Origin of the sequence: Methanosarcina sp. KYL-1 (assembly GCF_024372725.1) — an archaeon.
GTDB lineage: Archaea > Halobacteriota > Methanosarcinia > Methanosarcinales > Methanosarcinaceae > Methanosarcina.
The window spans coordinates 1-14,784 of sequence record NZ_VOUA01000035.1 but is presented as its reverse complement, the minus strand read 5'-3'; the positions used below and the strand labels follow the sequence as shown (position 1 = coordinate 14,784).

At 48.6% G+C, this 14,784-nt stretch carries 14 protein-coding genes; 8 read left to right on the top strand and 6 right to left on the bottom strand.

Going from position 1 to position 14,784, the window contains the following annotated elements; genetic code table 11:
• Positions 1 to 135 precede the first annotated feature (135 nt).
• Together FTO70_RS16225 and hisC are read left to right on the top strand one after the other, a co-directional pair.
• Positions 136 to 1,353, top strand: a complete 1,218-nt coding sequence (locus FTO70_RS16225; RefSeq protein WP_255336814.1) for an acetylornithine transaminase — start codon at positions 136 to 138, stop codon at positions 1,351 to 1,353.
• A complete protein-coding gene (gene hisC / locus FTO70_RS16220) occupies positions 1,334 to 2,434 on the top strand; it encodes a histidinol-phosphate transaminase (protein WP_255336813.1) in 1,101 nt (366 codons plus the stop codon). Before FTO70_RS16225 ends, hisC begins: the two co-directional genes overlap by 20 nt.
• An 87-nt stretch (positions 2,435 to 2,521) precedes the next feature.
• On the opposite strand, the gene FTO70_RS16215 is transcribed toward hisC, so the two are convergent.
• The 5 genes from FTO70_RS16215 to artA form a co-directional block, all read right to left on the bottom strand.
• A complete protein-coding gene (locus FTO70_RS16215; RefSeq protein WP_255336812.1) occupies positions 2,522 to 4,093 on the bottom strand; it encodes a PAS domain-containing protein in 1,572 nt (523 codons plus the stop codon).
• A gap of 387 nt (positions 4,094 to 4,480) precedes the next feature.
• Entirely contained in the window at positions 4,481 to 4,849 is a 369-nt protein-coding gene (locus FTO70_RS16210; RefSeq protein WP_255336811.1) for a dihydroneopterin aldolase family protein, read from the bottom strand.
• Positions 4,850 to 5,051: 202 nt separating this feature from the next.
• Positions 5,052 to 5,762, bottom strand: a complete 711-nt coding sequence (locus FTO70_RS16205) for an archaetidylserine synthase (protein WP_255336838.1) — start codon at positions 5,760 to 5,762, stop codon at positions 5,052 to 5,054.
• A gap of 2 nt (positions 5,763 to 5,764) precedes the next feature.
• A complete protein-coding gene (locus FTO70_RS16200; RefSeq protein WP_255336810.1) occupies positions 5,765 to 6,388 on the bottom strand; it encodes a phosphatidylserine decarboxylase in 624 nt (207 codons plus the stop codon).
• A 5-nt stretch (positions 6,389 to 6,393) separates the two neighbouring features.
• The gene (gene artA, locus FTO70_RS16195; RefSeq protein WP_255336809.1) at positions 6,394 to 7,260 is read right to left on the bottom strand and encodes an archaeosortase A; all 867 of its coding nucleotides are present in this window, start codon (positions 7,258 to 7,260) and stop codon (positions 6,394 to 6,396) included.
• Between the two features lie 1,153 nt (positions 7,261 to 8,413).
• Here artA and FTO70_RS16190 point away from each other — a divergent pair.
• The 4 genes from FTO70_RS16190 (at position 8,414) to priL (ending at position 11,242) form a co-directional block, all read left to right on the top strand.
• Positions 8,414 to 8,848, top strand: a complete 435-nt coding sequence (locus tag FTO70_RS16190; RefSeq protein WP_255336808.1) for an NUDIX hydrolase — start codon at positions 8,414 to 8,416, stop codon at positions 8,846 to 8,848.
• Positions 8,808 to 9,122, top strand: coding sequence for a transcription factor S (locus FTO70_RS16185; RefSeq protein ID WP_255336807.1), 315 nt, complete (start codon positions 8,808 to 8,810; stop codon positions 9,120 to 9,122). The genes FTO70_RS16190 and FTO70_RS16185 overlap by 41 nt, the downstream gene beginning before the upstream one ends.
• 302 nt (positions 9,123 to 9,424) lie before the next feature.
• Positions 9,425 to 10,162 (top strand): DNA polymerase sliding clamp, encoded by a 738-nt coding sequence (locus FTO70_RS16180; RefSeq protein WP_255336806.1) that lies wholly within the window; start codon positions 9,425 to 9,427, stop codon positions 10,160 to 10,162.
• A 6-nt stretch (positions 10,163 to 10,168) separates the two neighbouring features.
• A complete protein-coding gene (priL, locus tag FTO70_RS16175; RefSeq protein ID WP_255336805.1) occupies positions 10,169 to 11,242 on the top strand; it encodes a DNA primase regulatory subunit PriL in 1,074 nt (357 codons plus the stop codon).
• 126 nt (positions 11,243 to 11,368) lie between these two features.
• Here the strand turns inward: priL and FTO70_RS16170 are convergent, their stop codons facing one another.
• Positions 11,369 to 12,688 (bottom strand): cobyrinate a,c-diamide synthase, encoded by a 1,320-nt coding sequence (locus tag FTO70_RS16170; protein WP_255336804.1) that lies wholly within the window; start codon positions 12,686 to 12,688, stop codon positions 11,369 to 11,371.
• A 444-nt stretch (positions 12,689 to 13,132) separates the two neighbouring features.
• On the opposite strand from FTO70_RS16170, the gene moaA reads away from it, so the two are divergent.
• Positions 13,133 to 14,137, top strand: a complete 1,005-nt coding sequence (moaA, locus tag FTO70_RS16165) for a GTP 3',8-cyclase MoaA (RefSeq protein WP_255336803.1) — start codon at positions 13,133 to 13,135, stop codon at positions 14,135 to 14,137.
• 47 nt (positions 14,138 to 14,184) lie between these two features.
• Entirely contained in the window at positions 14,185 to 14,337 is a 153-nt protein-coding gene (locus tag FTO70_RS16160; protein ID WP_255336802.1) for a hypothetical protein, read from the top strand.
• Positions 14,338 to 14,784 lie beyond the last annotated feature (447 nt).

Sequence of the window (14,784 nt, the reverse complement as noted above, 5' to 3'; positions counted from 1 at the left end):
ATAATAACCCATTAAAACTTCAAACCATAATAACCCGTTAAACTTCAAACCATAATAACCCGTTAAACTTCAAACCATAATAACCCGTTAAACTTCAAACATAATAACCCGCTAAAACTTCAAAATCAACCGTTTATGATTACAAATTTCAGGAAAGGAGTTTACTTGACAGAAGAAACAAAGGGCCCGCAGGACCCACAGGCAAGGTATGATTCCGTTATCGGGAAGGATGCAAAATGTGTAATGCAGACTTACGGGCGCCAGCCCCTGGTGCTTTCTAAAGGAAGGGGGGCACTTGTCCAGGACATCTACGGCAGGGAGTACATCGACTGCGTGGCCGGGATAGCAGTAAACAATGTGGGACACTGCCACCCGAAAGTGGTAAGGGCGATCCAGGCCCAGGCCGGGGAACTGATCCACACCTCCAACCTCTACTACACCGAAATCCAGGCCGAACTTGCTGAAAACCTGGTCTCGGTCACGGGCATGGAGCGCGTCTTTTTCTGCAACTCGGGGGCAGAAGCCGTAGAAGCCGCAATGAAACTTGCCCGCGTGGTCTCGGGAAAAAGCTCATTTGTGGCAGCTGAACACTCTTTCCACGGCAGGACAATAGGAGCGCTTTCCGTAACCCACAAAAGCATGTACAGGGACCCCTTCATGCCTCCGGTGAGTTCGGAAACCGCCTTTGTTCCCTATTCCGATGCCGACGCGGTCAGGAAAGCAATTTCAAAAAACACAGCCGCCGTGATCCTGGAGCCGATCCAGGGAGAAGGCGGGGTGAACGTGCCAGATGCCGGTTACCTCAAAGAGGTCAGGGAAATCTGTGACGAGACCGGGACCCTCCTTATCTTTGACGAGGTCCAGACAGGCTTTGGCAGGACAGGCACCTGGTTTTGCAAGGAACACTTCGGGATTGAGCCCGACATCATGAGCATGGCAAAGGCTATCGGAGGAGGTTTCCCCATGGGAGCCATTGCGGCCCGCGATGGGATCAGTTTCGAGCGCGGACAGCACGCCTCAACCTTCGGGGGCGGGCCCCTTGCCTGTGCAGCAGCCCTGGCTTCGATTGAGGCCATCAGGGAAGAAAAGCTCCTTGAACGTTCAAAGGAAATGGGGGCTTACTTTACAGAAAAGCTCAGGAACATGGCCAGGGACGACGTTGTGGAAGTCCGCGGGAAAGGGCTCATGGTAGGGGTTGAAATCAAGTACCCCTGCGGCAAGTTTGTCGACTTTGCAAGGGAAAACGGCGTACTCGTGAACTGCACCTCGGACTCGGTGCTCCGCCTGGTCCCTCCGCTCGTGATTACGAAAGAGCAGATAGATACGGTAGTTGATGTCATTGAGCAGGCCTGAACTCATAAAAAAGGAAATCTTTGAGATCGCAGAGTACGTGCCGGGAAAATCCATTGAGGAAATTGCCTCGGCCTACGGGCTTGACCCTGCATCGATCATCAAACTCGGCTCAAACGAAAACCCTCTTGGCCCTTCCCAAAAAGCCGTGCAGGCCCTGGTGGAAGCAGCCCCGGGGGCAAATATCTATCCCTCAGCCGACGCACGGGAACTCAGGGAAGCCCTCTCGGTGTACACGGGTTTTCCGGTCCGGAACCTGGTAGCTTCAGGGCCCGGGATGGACGGGCTCCTGGACGGGCTTTGCAGGATCATGATTGAAAAGGGAGACGAAGTCGTTGTCCCGACCCCCACCTTTGCCTATTACGAACTGCCGGCCAGGGCCTGCGGAGGAAAACCGGTCTTTGTCGGAAGAAACCCGGACTTTTCCTTAGACCCCGAAAAGGTCCTGGAAGCCGAATCTTCCCGGACAAAAATAATCTTTCTCTGCTCCCCAAACAACCCCTCAGGCAACCTCCTGCCCGAAGCCGACCTCCGGAGAATTGTCGAAAACACAAAGGCACTCGTCTTCGTGGACGAAGCATACGTGGAGTTCGCAGACGAAAACCTGGCCGGACTCATCAGGGAGTACGACAACCTGGTTGTGGGCAGGACCTTCTCCAAAGTTTTCGGGCTTGCAGGCTTGCGCCTGGGCTACGGGATAATGCCGGAATGGCTTGCAAAAGAGTACCTGCGGGCTGCAACGCCATTTTCCGTAAGCCTCCCCGCCCTCAGGGCAGGGGTTGCAGCCCTCTCGGATGCCGAACACCTCCAAAAAAGCATAGAACTTGCCAGGGAAGGCAGGAAATACCTGATAGAAAAGATCCCCTTCAGGGTATATCCTTCCCAGGCAAATTTCGTGCTCGTGGATGTCTCCCCCCTGAAATCAAAAGCAGTTACCGAATCCCTCATGAGAAAGGGCATAATCGTTCGCCCCTGTGACTCCTTCCGGGAGGCTGGAGATACCTTCATCCGGGTGACTGTGGGCACTCCGGCACAGAACAAAAAGGTTGTAGCGGCTTTTGAGGCTGCAAAAAAAGAAGCTTGAAAAGACTTGAGAAGGCTTGAAAAGACTTGAAAAAGTAAGAAGCTTGAAAAGGTACGAAGCTTAGAAGGCATTCCGGAAACCCGGGTTTCACGACAGTTCCGCCTGGATACGGATCGGAGCTATGTGATTTACCACCAGGAGAGCGATGCTTTCAAGGAAGTTACGGACATTCCGGGGAATTTTGTCCAGGGTGCGGGACGCAAAGTTCAGGCTGCCTATGATTTCCCCTTTGTATTTCATGGGGATTATGGCAACCGCCGTGATCCCTTCCTCTTTGATTGCATCAGCCATTTCTTCGGAGTAAAAGTCCAGGGAGTAGATGGGCCTTTCTGCCCAGATCTGGCTTGCCTCCCTGGAATCGGCCTTATATCTGGAAACCCTTCTTTTAAACTCGGGAGAAATTCCTCTGTGTGCCACCAGGTTTATCTGGTCCAGGAGTTCGTCCTTGAGATATATGCCCCCGGCGTCGATCCCGTTTATCTGCAAGCAGTCATCCAGGACCCGGTTGAGCATGGACTGCAGGTTCCAGGTGGTGCTAAGGGCCATTCCAAGCTCCCTCTGGACTTCAAGCATTTCAAGGGCTTCTTTTCTTTCGGTAACATCAACGACCAGGCCCTGGAAATGGGTCGCATTGCCTTCCGTGTCCCGCTGGATAAAGGTCCTCTCATCCACCCAGAGCATTTTTCCGTCTCCGGTAAAGATCCTGTATTCCATCTCGAAAGAGTCCTGTCCCTCTGCAATGTTGCGTTCAAGGGCTTCAACCACTGCTCCGAGATCATCCCTGTGGATGATGTTTCCGTAAAGCACCTTCCCTGAGGTAAAATCTTCTACCGTATACCCGAACTGGGTCACGTTTTCCGAAACGTATTCGGCAGGCCAGTTTTCTTCGTTTTTCCACAAAAAAGCCACTCCCGGGCTGTTATTAATTATGGTCTTCAGCGACTCCTGCATTTCAAGAGCTTTTTTGAGGGCCTCTTCACTCTCCTTCCGGTCACTTACGTCCAGGACGATCCCCTGGAAGTGGGTTACTTCCCCCTCCGGGTTTCGCTGGATAAAAGTCCTTTCGTTCACCCAGCGCAGGTCCCCGGCTTTCGTAAAGATCCTGTACTCCATGTTGAAGTCAACAGCCCCTTCCCGGATCCGCTGTTCAAGATTCTCTTCCACACTCCTCAGGTCCTCGGGGTGGATGATATCCCCGTACAGGACCCTGCCTGAAGTAAAGTCCTCTGCCGTATACCCGAACTTGACCACGTTTTCCGATACGAACTCAGAAGGCCATTTTTCTTCATTTTTCCACAAAAAAACAACTGCAGGGCTGTTGCTTATCACGGTCCTGATTATCTCCTGCATTTCAAGGAGGGACAGCAGGTCCACAATCCCGACTGCCGCAATAACCTTCCCGTCCTCCGAGAAGATGGGAGACACTACCACGTTCCTGCAGCTGTACGTGCCTTCTATTGGGACTTCACGTATGGTCCTGCCTGTCCTTAGTACCTCTTCGAGTACAGGCCCGGTGTAGTCCCTGTCAAGGATTTCCCCCTTTTCCAGCCGGAGCCCCTTTCGCCTGAGACTGCGGATGGTGGTGGGGAGCCCTACAAGAGAGTGTACTGCAATGGCTATTGCCTCAAGTTCTTCAGGCCCCGAGTCTTCGGATATCAATAAGAAACTAATCCTCTCCCCCCCGGAAGGATTCCGACAATTTTAACAATCTAAAAGGTCCGGAATCTTTCAGCAGAAAAAAATAACGAGCTGGACCCCAATGACCTACCCTATTTATAAGGATATTTTTTTAAAGAATATATAGTCACTCCTCATTTATATAATTGGGATTTATCGAAATAGGGATTTATCGAATAAGAAACAGGACGGCTACAAAAAAGTGAAAAAAGTAAGAAAAGTAAAACAAACATGAAATTCTACAAAATAACAGGCACAAAGAAAGGAAAGTACTTTTCACGTCGAAGTACTTTCATGCCAGATGAAGTGAAGTTCGCTTAGATTCAAAACTTTATTTCTTCAATGCTCAAACCGTTATTTCTTCAATGCTCAAACCGTTATTTCTTCAATTTCTTCAATTTTCATGAGAGGATAATTCAGCTCCGGGTCGTACGCCATCCCCACTTTTACCCTTGCAGTGCTATATTTTACAGTGATTTTGATTTTCAGCATGGGACCCTGGAGTTCGGAATAGCCGAATTCACTGTTCAACTTGCTCTTCAGCATCTCCCGGTCGATTTGCACGGAAATGTCTTCGACGTAGGGCTGGACCGAGATACTCTCCTGGATAGCTTTTTCAAGGCTTGAGGCTGTTTTCATGTTCAAGGGAGAGCCCGTAAACTGGTGATAGAGGGCTCCGAGTTTTATCCCGGCCTCAAAAAGGGCATTGTCCCTGTCAGTTATCTTTCCTTCAGTCAAGTGGAGATCTCCTGCGTTTTTGTATCTTGTTTTTATCTGAAATTTTTATCTGAATATTATCTGGAATATTATCTGGAATATTATCTGGAATATTATCTGGAATATTATCTGGAATATTATCTGGAATATTATCTGGAATATTATCTGGAATATTATCTGGAATATTATCTGGAATATTTATCTGCAGACATGTTGAACGGGGTCATCCTTTCCTGCCTGCCCTTCCGTTTTTATTGTTTGCACTGCTCAGCAGGGGGACCTTGAGGAAGGGGGATAAGAGGTAAGTCAGCATCAAGACAAAGGGCACCACCGAAAAAAGCCGCATATAGTAAGGGTTTACAAAGAACAGGAGTACCGTAACCCCGAAAACGAAAGCTACGAAAGCCAGGATCTTTATGTTCCGGACCTTGGGATAAGCTACCGTGCTCACCATCAGGAAGGAGAGGGCAAGGGTCAGGACAAGCAGGAAGTCTATCCTTAGAAGGCTCATGTCCAGGAGCAAGTAGGATACCAGCATAACACAGCCTGCGGTGATAGGAAGGCCTTCAAACCCTATTTTTTTGGAGGGGAGGGCATTGAAACGGGCAAGCCGGAGTACCCCGCAAACGGCGTAGAAACACGAAAATATCGGAACCAGAAGGTCTTCTCCTCCGAAACCGAAGTATATGATAAGGGAAGGAGCAACTCCGAAAGAGACTGCATCGGCAAGGGAATCCAGCTGCTCCCCGAGTTCTCCTCCGCTGAACCTCCGGGCTATGTAGCCATCTGCCCCGTCTGCGACTGCCGCGAGGAGGAGGAAGATCAAAGCCAGGTCAAAAGAGCCATTATGGGCAGCTGAAATGGAGCCTATCCCGAAGAGCAGGTTCAAAAGGGATACCAGGTCCGGGAGCCTTAACATCTGGAATACGTTCATGTTCAAAAGTCCGTGTCATTTTTTATTGTTGCTATAACGGTTTTACCTGCAAGCACACGCTCCCCTTTCCTGACGGCAATGTCAAACTCGTCGGGGATTGTTACGTCCACCCTGGACCCGAAACGGATCATTCCTATACGCTGTCCCTGGTCTACCAGGTCATTTACCCTGGAGTACGAGACAATCCTGCGGGCAATTGTGCCTGCTATCTGTGTAACGCAGACGTCCCCGTATTTGCTGTGAATGATAAACTCGTTCCTTTCATTCCTTTCCGAGTCCTTGCAAAAAGCAGGGAGATATCCGCCTTTCTTGTAGATGATTTCCCTGACGCTGCCTGAAATAGGAGCCCTGTTCACATGGACGTTCTGGAAAAACATGAAGATGCAGATCTTCCGGTCCCTGATATCAATAACAGTGCCGTCAGCCGGGGAAATCATGTAAGTGTCCGAGATTTCAACCTCTCTTTCAGGATCCCTGAAAAACAGGAGCATAAATAAAGTTAACATCCCTCCAAGGAAAACTGCAGGACGGAGAAATGAACTCCCCGTTACTACATAAAGAACTTCAAGCATAACGGTCGCTGATACAGCCGTAAAAAGCCAGGGTTCCGAACCTTTTGCAAGCATGGACCTTAATCACCCGCAAATCTGTACAATAGATTCTTCACTTCTTCGGAGAGTATAACCCACAAACCGTCGATCATCTCCAGCAGTTCCGGAAGAATTCGGAGTACTGCATACGAAATCATAAAGAGGGCTACCCCTGAACCGGCCTTGGCGATATAGTTATGTGCAATCATGAAACTATCGGCACCAAACCACTGTCCTCCGTAGGCCATCACCACAAAAACGTCCCTGATCAGGTTGAGTATGTAGATTACGGGCACGGATACAAGGAAGGCCGCACCCAGGCGCCTGAGGGGAGCCTTTACCGAACCTATGAGCCCCATGAAAAGGGCAATACTTTCGATGGCAGTGCAGGCAAGGATAATTTCTACCGTGTAGCCGTTCAGGGTTATCATATTCCATGCCTTCAGATATGCCGGGATGTCAAAGTACTGGAGGACCCAAACAACCTGGGAGGTAACTTCGCCGATGATCCAGGTGTTCAGGTAAGAGAAATTAGCAAACGGGAAATACACAAGGGCTCCCAGGGCCGTAGCACTGGTAAGCATGGAGGTTATATCCGTCGAGGCCTTCGTGCCCTGACCTGAAATTTCCGGGGGTGTTTTCTCCTCATTTCCGACCTTAATCGGGCCTTCCCTGTACTCCCTGAGCATGATAAACGCCACAAGCAAACAGAACAGGGCAAACGCAATGGTCAACAGCACATTGGCATAGTCCCCGATCTCAATGTAATGGAGAGGCTGGTAACCCCAGTGGATGGAGAACATACTCCATCCTATCCCTCCAATAAGTTTGCGCATCCCGATTGACTGAGGGATGATGGATGACGCAACCATTAACCCGAGTGCGAGCCAGAGCACATTTTCGATCATTTTTCATGCACCTTTTTTTTGCCCGGACAAAACTATGTTCCGTATGTATGACAAAACTATGTTCCGTATCTATTATTCTTTTTCTTTTTGAGGCTCAGGCAGCTTGCCTGTTTCTCGCTTTCAGCTTAGATCGAATTCATTTCCTGCTTGATACCAGGTTTCGGGTTTGCCTGAATTTAGTTATTACTTCTTCAGAGTTTATCATCATTATCTTTCAAAGTACTGGGCTTATTTTATTATTTCCTTTTAGATTTACTCATTTTTAGAGAGGACCGTATTTTTCCGGGGAATTATGTTTCCTTTAAGGAGAACTGCCCGAAAAAATTCCACGACGTTTTTAAATTTTCAGAAATCAACACATGAAATCCTCTAAAATGATTAATAGGTTTCCATAGCAGTTTCTGTCATACGCTCAGGGGAATGACTCATGTGACCGGACCCATGAGGCCAGAACTTATGTATCCCGTTTTCCAGATGCCCGATACCAGAGTTATTACAGACCAGAAGGCAGGGATAAACACATGAGCACAAAGTCACCTGATAGAGGGGCGGTCAGACACAGGTCTCGAAACACATGAGCACATAGCAGTTCGATATGAGCCGGATCGGAAACATATCCGGATAAGCACATGAGCAGACAAACATTCGGAACGAACTTTTGATAGGGTTTAGCACCGGGTAAATATGATATAGATTTCTATTATAGAAAAATACCGGATTATATGAATAGAAAAATACCGGATTATATGAATAGAAAAATACCGGATTATATGAATAGAAAAATACCGGATTATATGAATAGAAAAATACCGGATTGATACGGATTACAGGAAGATTTCCATTTATTAGAAAGGTCTCCCGGAAGAAGAAAGAACTCTGATGAAGAAAAACGAAAAAGCCCTTCATTATTGAAAAAAGAGAAAGCTTTAAGTGCAACTATTGTGTAAGAAACTTTTTTGCTTGAGAGGGAAATCTGGCTCACAGCAAGAAAAAAACGAGAAGAATAATTGAAATACGATAACGAGTTTCTACATTAAGTACAATAATAATATATTATTTTACTCTGGCATTCCTGCCGGAAAAAGCCACAGTTCGGAAAGGAGATTGACAGCGGAAAGGACATATCCAGGAAAGTGAGTCACGAAGGCGTTTTATGAGACCTCACACCCCCAGCTTAACCGTTGATACCGTTATCCTCTTTAAAAACAGGCTTGTTCTTGTGAAGAGAAAGAATCCCCCGTATCAGGGGAAATTTGCCCTTCCTGGCGGCTTTGTGGAGATAGGGGAAAGCACCGAAAGGGCGGCTTCCAGAGAAGCTTTTGAAGAAACCGGGCTTTCTGTAGAGATTATTAAGTTAATCGGGGTGTATTCCGACCCGGGACGCGACCCGCGAAGGCATACTGTATCGGTATGCTACCTTGCAAAAGGAGAAGGGGAATTAAAATCAGGTTCTGACGCCGCTGCCGCTGAACTTTTTGAGTTTGATTCCATTCCTGAACTGGCTTTTGACCATAATAAAATGATAAATGACGCAAAAAGTGATATTAATGCAGTTTTGTCCCAAATGCAAAAGTATGATGTTTCCTAAAAATGGTAATTTACAGTGCAGAAAATGCGGCCACACATTACCGATTGAAAAAAATGCAGAGGCTTTTGTTTCCAAAGCTAAGATCGATGATCATGAAGTTGTGGTCCTGGAAGGCGAACAGACTTCAGGCCTGCCCACAACAAATGTAAAATGCCCGGAATGCGGAAACAACACTGCGGCCTGGTGGCTCAGGCAGCTCAGGTCTGCGGATGAGTCCGAGACTCGCTTCTTCAAGTGCACAAAATGCGGGTTCACCTGGAGAGAATACGACTGAACACCTTTTCCCGTTTCCCGGATACCTGTAAGGATTACTTTACCGAAAAATTGAGTTTTAGGCCCCAGAGCTTCTTTCCTGCTTCAGGTAGAGCCTGAAGCCTTCCGGTTTTCTGACCAAGCTTTATATACTTGCCGGGACTTTGAATCTAATGATTTTTCAAGATTCCAGACGGCTGTTTACCCCGATTCGGAAGTTTCCCTTTGAAACAGGCCGAAAGCTCCCGGATCTATAAAGAAATTTATATATCTCGAGGGTCAATAAGGAGTTTAAGATTCAAATTTATTTAACGGAGAAGAAATATGTTCAAGGCAGCGATTAATGCAGAGCTTCTGAAAGACTCGATTGCCGCACTGGCTGTAATTGTAGATGAAGTTAGGTTCAAGATCAACCCGGAAGGCATTTCAGTAAAAGCGGTTGACCCTGCCAACGTCGCAATGGGGATCTTTGAGCTTGGATCAGCAGCTTTTGAGGAATACAGCGCGGACGAGTGTGAAATCGGAATCGACCTGAACAAGATCACGGACTTGCTGGGGATTGCGGAAAAGACCGATACAGTCAGGATGGAACTTGAAGAGAAAAGCCAGAAACTCCTGATCGATGTAGGCGGGCTGTCCTATACCCTTTCCATCCTCGACCCCTCCACTATAAGAGCCGAGCCCAGGGTCCCCCAGCTTGAGCTGCCTGCAAAAGTCGTCATGAACGGGGCAGACCTGAGGCGTGCAGTGAAAGCTGCAGAAAAGATCAGCGACCACCTGCTCATGGGAGTTTCAGGGGACACTTTCTACATGGAAGCAAAAGGCGATACCGACCAGGTCCGCCTGGAGATGGGCAGAGACCAGCTTATCGACCTGAAATCCGGAGACGCATGCTCCCTTTTCTCCCTGGACTACCTGACTGACATAGTCAAACCCACAAACAAGGTCAATGAAGTCGTCCTCTCCCTCGGAAGAGACTTCCCCGTCCTGATTGATTTCGAAATCGCAAACGGTGCAGGAAGAATTTCCTATCTCCTTGCCCCGAGAATCGAGTCGGACTAATGGGATATGGAAGCTGAAAAGCTAGCGCTTTACCCATTCTTATCAGAAGCATCTGCCCACGTCGAACACCTGGGCATTTCCCTTGAAGGCCTGCTCAATTCCCGGGCTTACCGGACTGCAAGAGCCCGGGGGGTCGAAAGAGTCAGGGAAGCCCTGGAAGGAGAGATTAAAAAAAGCCCTCTTTCCGGAGAAGTCCAGGTCCTTTCGGAACTCCTTTCTTATCCTTTTGCCAGGATGCTGGTTGCCTGTGTGGACGACCAGCTCTTTACCCGGCGCTACTCTCTGGCAGAAGCAAAAGCTGCCTACACTCTCCTGAGAACCGAAACCCCGGATTTTCTGCTCACTTTCGGAGAAGATTTCGGGATCTCCGCAGAAGCCAGAGACTCCTATTTCAGCATGCATTTTACGGACTACATCCGCTTTTCAAATTCCCTGAAGGAGCCTGCCTGGAAACTGACAAACCGCCAGCTCCGGGCCGGCAGGGTCAGGATTTCCAGGGAGGAGTTTGCAAGGCTGCTTCAGGAAGCCGTCAGGGAACGGATCGAACAGTCCTTCCCCATTCCCGAAATCCCTGAAGAAGTCTCGGAGTTCTGTGCCCCTTACGTTGCCGAGATAAAAGAACAGTTTGAGGTCCAGAAGAAAAAATTCGGGGCAACGGATTTCGGGATAGTGGAGCCCGAACTCTTTCCCCCCTGTATCTCCCATGCCCTGGCAAACGTGCAGGGCGGGGTGAACCTGGCCCATTCCATGCGTTTTGCCATGACTTCCTTCCTGCTCAGCGTGGGGATGTCCGTAGACGAAATCCTGAACCTCTTCAATGTCTCCCCTGACTTTGACGCAGAAAAAACCCTCTACCAGATCGAGCACATCGCCGGAGCCACCGGCAACACCTATAAGCCCCCGGCCTGCGACACCATGCGGACCTACGGGAACTGCATCGGAAAGGACGGGCTCTGCGCAACGATCAGCCACCCTCTCGGGTATTACGAGAAAAAAGTCTACTTCAAAAACAGGGACAAAGAAAAAGAGCGGGAAAAGGCACAGGAGAAAGGGCTAGAAAAAGGGCTGGAAAAATCCTGAAAAGACAGATGATTTCCCGGGAACCGGACTGATTTTTACCTTTCTACAGTCTTACCTTTATACAGTCTTACCTTTATACAGTCTTGCCTTTCTACAGTCTTGCCTTTCTACAGTCTTACCACTTTCTTACTTTCTTCTGTATTCCCTGCACTTTTCCACGAACTTTTCTACGGGGAAGGTTGCGGGGTGGGAGTGCATGTACCCGGCAAGGGTGTTGTGTTCCATAAGGCCGTCAAAACCGTCCTGAATACCTTTTCCGCGGAGCATTTCGTATGCAAACCTCGCATCCCGGTCGCATTCCGTGAGGGAGTAGTGGAACTCGTGGCCCCTGATGGTATGGGAGCAGAAGTTTTTGTCCAGGGGGCGGGCTTCGGTGTAGCCGAGAGCTTTCAGCCTGTCTGTCATGCGGGTGTTTGCGGGTACGACATCAGCCAGTTTGTAGGTCCGGCCGTCCACCTCATAGGTCCCGCAGAGGTAAAGGAGGCCTCCGCATTCCGCATAAATGGGCAGGCCGTCGGTTGAAAGACCTTTCAATTTCCGGGTGGTCCCGGAAGTTTCAAGGGTTTCGGCGTAGAGTTCGGGGTAGCCGCCTCCGAGGTAGATCCCGTCAACGTCCGGAAGTTCGCCTTCCATGGGGCTGAAAAACACCACTTCGGCTCCGGTGTTCCTGAAGGCATCGAACATGTCCCGGTAGTAGAAGCAAAATGCAGGATCAAGGGCAATCCCTACTTTGAGATCGGTTCCGGTCTCGGGGGTTTCCCTGTATTCGGGGACAGAACAGGGTTCCGCAAGTTCGAGAATTGCATCAAGGTCAACATTTTCCTCGATGAATGCTGCCATTTCCGCAGTATTATAATCCTTTTCATGGGCCATGTACAGCCCGAGATGCCTGGAGGGGACTTCAATATCCTTTCTCCTTGGAATCATCCCGACTATAGGGATGTTTCCGGGAAGGGAATTTTTAATGAGCTCTGCGTGCCGCGGGCTTCCTACCTGGTTCAGGACTACGCCTGCGACCCTGACTTCGGGGTCGAATTCGGAATAGCCTTTTAGAATGGCTGCAGCACTCCGGGACATACCGTGTACGTTTATAACCAGGATGACAGGCAAGTCAAGGGTCTTTGCAACATGTGCCGAGCTTGCAACTTCCGTGGAATCGATCCCGTCAAAGAGCCCCATGACACCTTCGACTACTGCGATATCGGCATCTGCTGAAGTCCGGGCTACGGTCATTCTGACCTCCTCGGCGCCCATCATGTAGGTGTCAAGGTTCCTGGAAGGGCGCCCGCAAATGGCAGTATGATGAGAAGGGTCGATGTAGTCCGGGCCGACCTTGTACGGCTGGACCTTAAGCTGCCTGTGCTTGAGGGCAGCCATAATACCCATGGAGACTGTTGTTTTTCCAACCCCGCTATGGGTTCCTGCGATAAGTATTCCTTTTGTCATTTGTTAACTATTGTACAGATTAATATATATTAATTCGGCTGGTTTAAGGAGGACAGCAACCGCTTACCGGAAGAAGGAGGGCAATTCCAGCGGGTTAATAAGCGGGTTAATAAATAGACGTCAAATGGCCTCCAAACGGGCTTCAAATAACCTTCAAATTGCCACCAAAAAGTCTTTAAAAAGCCGTCAAATGACCATTCAAATAGCCTTCAAATAACCATCAAGAAACTTTTAAACCCTAATTTGGAGAATTTTATTTTACTTATTTTCTGAGGATCTGCGCTATCAATTTATACTAGCTGCAATTAGGTATTATAGTAACTGGAACATATCGGTAAGCAAAAATTATTTTTAGGCGGATATTTTTTAATCACGCAAGGCAAGCATACCAGAACGCTACCAAAAAATATTATTACCTAAATTATATAAATTGAATCAGGAAACATGAAAGACAATATTTCAGGGAGCTCACGACTTCCGACAGAAAAAGGGAGGAAACAAGAAGGAAACGCCCTTGTGGACCCTTACGGGCGTAAAGTTACAGGGCTTCGCATATCCATCACGGACAGGTGCAACCTTTCCTGTATGTACTGCCACAATGAAGGGGCAGACTGCTGCACCTGCGGCCCCGTCGGGCATGAGATGAGCCCGGAACTTATCTGCGGCATTGTCCGGGAAGCTGCGAAATTCGGAGTCCGTAAGGTAAAGTTCTCGGGAGGAGAGCCGCTCTTCCGGAAAGACTTTGAAGACATCCTGGCCTGCCTCCCCCCTCTTAAAGAAGTCTCGGCAACCACAAACGGCATCCTGCTTGAAAAAAGAGCAAAGGCCCTGAAAGCCGCGGGCCTGGACAGGGTAAACGTAAGCCTGGACTCCCTTAACCCTGAAAAGTACGAAGAGATTACCGGAGCCCCCCGGGGCTCTCTTGAAAAGGTTATTAAAGGCATCGACAGCGCAGTTGAAGCCGGCCTGACCCCGGTAAAGCTGAACATGGTGCTCCTCAAAGGCATAAACGACAACGAAATCGATGCCATGATGGACTTCATCCGGCCTTATGAAGGAAAAGTTATCCTGCAGCTTATCGAACTCATGAACATCGACCCCCGGCTTTCGGAATACATGATCGACTCCCGGGCCCTTGAAGAAAAACTGGAAAAGAGGGCGAGTGAGGTAAGGGTCCGGCACCTTCACCACCGGAAAAAGTATATAATCGACGGCGTGGAAGTGGAGTTCGTGCGCCCCATGGACAACTCGGAGTTCTGCGCCCACTGCAGCAGGCTCAGGGTCACAGCCGACGGGAAATTCAAGCCCTGCCTGCTGGTGAGCAACAACCATGTAGACGTCCGGGAAGCAAAAAGCCCGGAAGAGATAGAAAAACTGCTCAGGCTTGCGGTAAGCCGGCGAAAGCCCTATTGCACTCCAATTACCGGGCTTGAAAAAGAAGAAAAATAAAATAAGGAAACATACGATCAGGAAACATACAATCAGGAGGAAGAGAAGTGAAAATCGAACTTACGGTAGACGGCAGGAAAATCCCCATGAACGACTTTGTCCAGAAAATCGTAGGAAACGTCATCCAGGCAATGGTAGAAACTCTCCACACCATTGACAATGAATGGAAGGAAATTTCCATCAAAGTCGAGAAGGAATGAATTCGAGCGGGAACAAATAAAACATTCAGGCCTTCTCCGAATAAAGGGAAAAGAAGGCAAAAAGGGAGAACGAGAGAGATACTGGAATTTTACCAAAAACTACCTTTTTTTCAGAAGCTCTTTCCAGAAACTTTTCCCAGAAACCTGTTTCCGTGAACTTTTCTAAGATTTATTCAGAGCCATCTGTTTTAGAGCCATCTGTTTTAGAGCTATCATTTTATAGTCATTGCCAAAGTTAACTACCCCTCCCTGCCTCCTTCAGAGTCGAGGAAGGGGACTTCCCGTTTGCAAAGTTAAATCGCATCAATTTTAACTCTAAGGCGGGAAGTCCCCTTCCTCGGAGGGCGTAGCCCGACAGGTGGGGGATGAAAGCCGTCAACTTCCCGATACTACAATTGATTAACTTTCTATCAATTGTTCAAAGACGTTTATATATATGCAAAGTGA